This is a genomic window from Pseudomonadota bacterium, assembly GCA_030860485.1.
Lineage (GTDB): Bacteria > Pseudomonadota > Gammaproteobacteria > JACCXJ01 > JACCXJ01 > JACCXJ01.
In genome coordinates this window covers 1-3,848 of sequence record JALZID010000039.1, presented here as the reverse complement: position 1 = coordinate 3,848, position 3,848 = coordinate 1, and the positions used below count along the sequence as shown (strand labels likewise).

Genomic DNA, 3,848 nt, shown 5'->3' with positions numbered 1-3,848 from the left:
CGCCCTGATCGATCGCGAAGGAAAGCGCGGGGTCGCCGCGTCGCGGATCGTGCTCGCCGGATTCTCGCAGGGCGGCGCGATCGCGCTGCAGACCGGGCTGCGCCACCCCGATACGCTCGCGGGCGTGATGGCGCTGTCGAGCTACCTGCCGCTCGCGGAGTCGCTGCCGCAGGAAGCGCCGGCGGCCAACAAAGAAACGCCCATCTTCATGGCCCACGGCCTCTACGACCCGATCGTGCCGCTGACAATGGGGGCGGGTTCGATGACCTTTCTGGTCGGGCTCGGCTATTCCATCGAGTGGCACCAGTATCCGATGCCGCACTCGGTCTGCCCGCGGGAAATCGGCGATATTGGCGCCTGGCTGCGGAAAATACTAACTGCGTGACGTGGTCAAGCGTGACTCACGCCTTGCTTGATAGCTACTCCCACGCATCCCCTTCAACAATATGCGTAAGTGCGTCCTCTACAGAGGGAAACATGTTGGTGCCCGTTTCGCTTCGCACCACAAGCTCTTGCCCACCGCTGATAAGCACACAGCTCAACCCCCCCCGGCCTTGCACCACTTGCGGCGGAATGTCGTCTGCAAGGGCCGCTCCTTATCCCCGTGCCCTTTGGTTTCGATCCAGCCTGCCACGCCCCCAACGCAAAAGATAATGTCTGAGAAGCCGCGATAAAGAGTGTTCTCCACCCGGTAGACAACCCCCTCTAGCTAGGTACAGGCGTTTAAACGTTCGATTAGTTTCATGCCAAAGGTGAGTGAGAAGTTGTAGATTGCCTTCCCAATGAAAGCCGCACAGTACTTTGGAATTCAACGGCACGATGTGGTCCACCTCCAGGCCCTGTTCTCTGGCGCGCCGGTAAAAGTCCTCTATCAAGTCTTGTTGGCCCAGGATGCGGTGGCCTGAAGCTTATGGGCTCTACGCCGTGCATTCAGGACCGAAGCGCCCAGCTTTCCATTTCTCCGGATTCGCCAACCTCCAAACACGGGTCTGCTGTCTCTCTCCAGATTCGCCGCACTGGCGACGCTCATCGGCCACCACGCCGGAACCGTCGGAGCTCACATGGGGATCTTGGCCCCCAGTGCTCCGCTCCCATGCGGCGGTCACCGCCCGCGCAGGGCTGCCGATGGAGAGACCGCTTATGGGGCCGAGCCTGCCGGCCCCAGCGCCCACCAAAGAGGTGACAGAGAAATCCCGCTGGCTGTCAACCTTTTGGTGGGCGATGCTGGTCGCCCGTGTCTATCAAGTCTTCCCGCTCGTCTGCTCCCGCTGCGGCGAGCCGATGAGAATCATTGCCTTCGCCGACGTGGGTACCATGCACCGTATCCTGGCCCACCTCGGCGAGCCCACCCAGCCTCCGCGCATCGCCCCGGCCGCCCGCGGACCTCCCCCTTCGAGGAGGACTTTGAACCACGCCAAGGCACTGACTCCTGAGCGAACGCGCAGCGTTGGAGCGACAGGACGTCGCCGGCCAATCCAGAGGGGTAGATGCTTTACGCCCTACCCGACTATGAGTTCAATCAGCGGCTGAGTTGGCAACCATTCCACTCCGACCTTTCTGCCGGCCAACGTGACTTGACCGGCACCGGCGGGCTCGCGTCTGGACATCCGCCCCTCGCCTGTCCGTCACGCTAAGACCCCGACAACCACCCGAAACCCGGCCGGGATCGGCCCAAACGGCTCCTTACCGCCCCCCGGCGCGGGCCGCCGGATCACCGGCCGGCTCGTCCGATGCAACAGTAACAGTACCTGTCTCCTTCCTGTTGCAAACCAGCGTTGAACTTCCTATCCTTCTTCGATCGACGCGTTGCGCGAGCGGCTGGCGGGATGAACGCAAGACAGTTCTGGCGCGGACAACCGGCGCTATTCGCGTCGCCGGAGGACGCCGACGCGCCCGGCGAACTCGACTACGCGACGATGTCGGTCGGGCAGCGCCGCGCGAGCGGTATCACGCTGACGCCAGCGTGGCTGGTCGATCGGATGCTCGGCCTCGTCGAGGCTCGCGGCTCGTTCGACACCATCGTCGATGCCGGTGCGGGCAGCGGACGCTTCGCGATCGCCGCCGCGCGGCGCTTTCCTGCGTCGCGGGTCGTCGCGGTGGAAAACGATGCGCGGATGGTCAAGCTGCTGAGACAACGCATTCGCGACGGTGGCGTGCAACAGCGCATCGACATCGTCGAGTCCGACTTTCGTTCGGCGCCGCTCGAGTCGCACGGGCGGATGCTGTTGCTCGGCAACCCGCCGTACGTGCGCCATCACGATATCGAAGCGCAGTGGAAGCAGTGGTATCGCGACGGCATGGCCGCACGCGGCATCGGCGCCTCGCAATTGGCCGGCTTGCACGCACACTTCATGCTGCGCGCCGTCCAGCTGATGCGTCCGGGCGACGCACTGTGCTTCGTTACCGCTGCGGAGTGGCTCGACAACGGCTACGGGTCGGCGCTGCGCGCGCTGATCACGACAGAGGGCGGCGCCCCGCTTCGCTCGCTGTGGCTTGCGCCGGCCGACGAACCGGTCTTTGCCGATGCGTTGGTGTCGGCCGTCGTCGTCGAGGTGGAATGCATGGCGCGCAGCAGTCCGGTACAACTCGGGCTGATCAGGCAACGCCGCTTCGAGCGCGTCCGCGAGATCGAATCGCTGGGCAGCGGCTCGCGCTGGTCCGCGCTGTGCCAGCCGGGGCGGCTCGAGGCGGCGCAGGGCATCGAACTCGGCGAATTGTTTCGCATCACCCGCGGTCAGGTCACAGGGCGGAACGAGGTTTGGGTGCTGCCGTCCGAATCGGACGTCGTTGCGAATGAACTGACCGTACCGGCCGTCACGCGGGCGCGCGAGATCATCAATGGCAGTGTGCTCGCCGCCGATGCGCGCATTCGGGCGTGCAAGGTCGTCAACCTGCCCCGCGATCTCGACCAGCTCGGCACCGAACAGCGCTTAGCGGCGTTGCATTTCATCGAGTTGGCGCTAGCTCGCGGTGCCGATCAGGGCTACATCGCGCGGCATCGCAAGCCGTGGTTCGCACTCGACATGCGTGAGCCGCCGGCCGCTTTCGTCAGCTACATGGGCCGCCGACCGCCGGTGTTTCGGCCGAACCCGCAACGCCTGAGCTATCTCAACATCGCGCACGGGCTATACCCGCGCGAGCCCATCACCGCGAGCCGGCTGCGCCGCGTCCTCGATCACATGAACAGGAGCACCGACCTGTACAGCGGCCGCGTCTATGGCGGCGGCCTGGCGAAGTTCGAGCCAAGCGACGTCGCGCGGCTGCGCGTTCCGGCCTGCGTGCTGGACGCGGCCGAATGACAACCGCCTGGTTTGGCGGCGTGCAGCGGTGGACGCTGGCGCGCAGGACACGCCGATGGCGATCTTCTGGAGCCATCGCCTTGACGACCTGGGAGAATTCGTCGCCGGCGCGATCTGAAGGCTTCAGCCGAACATTCTCGCCGCGTGCAGCCCGAGCCCGGTCGCGACGCTTGAAGCCGCTCGCCGCGCACCACCTGCGCGGTCGGGAATAGCGCGCCAGCCGCTCGGTCAGCGCGGCCAGGCCGGTCGAGCCGCCGGTGAAGTACAGCGCGTCGATTCGCTGCGGCGCAAGGCCGGAGCGGCGTACCGTTTCCCTAGCCGCGTCGACGATGCAGCGCAGGTCGGCGTCGATCGCGTGCATCGCGCAGCTTAGTGTAGTGTCCCTTGAATAACTTTACAGATTATCCCTTCTTGTTTTCCCTCGGGGTCCCATGTGAGGACTCCCACTTTTCGAGCTGCGTCCGTTCAGCCGTTTCAACTCGATCGACAGCCTCGTGTTCGGCATGACCGTAAGCATAGCAATTGCCAGAGAATCTGTCAAGTTATTTA

Annotated in this window: 2 protein-coding genes and 1 pseudogene; 2 read left to right on the top strand and 1 reads right to left on the bottom strand. The window is 64.7% G+C overall.

Features of this window, described 5'->3' with window-relative positions:
• On the top strand, positions 1 to 385 hold a 385-nt coding region (locus M3461_01795; protein ID MDQ3773184.1), incomplete at its 5' end, for an alpha/beta hydrolase.
• 1,441 nt (positions 386 to 1,826) lie between these two features.
• Positions 1,827 to 3,299 carry a methyltransferase domain-containing protein gene (locus tag M3461_01790; GenBank protein ID MDQ3773183.1) on the top strand — a complete coding sequence of 491 codons (1,473 nt, stop codon included), beginning with the start codon at positions 1,827 to 1,829 and terminating at the stop codon, positions 3,297 to 3,299.
• A gap of 123 nt (positions 3,300 to 3,422) precedes the next feature.
• Here the strand turns inward: M3461_01790 and M3461_01785 are convergent.
• Positions 3,423 to 3,630 (bottom strand): annotated as a pseudogene (locus M3461_01785) (heat-shock protein).
• Between the last annotated feature and the right edge of the window lie 218 nt (positions 3,631 to 3,848).

Bases quoted from the DNA above. Each gene is read 5' to 3' on its own strand.
- M3461_01790 (MDQ3773183.1), top strand. From the start codon at position 1,827: ATGAACGCAAGACAGTTCTGGCGCGGACAACCGGCGCTATTCGCGTCG.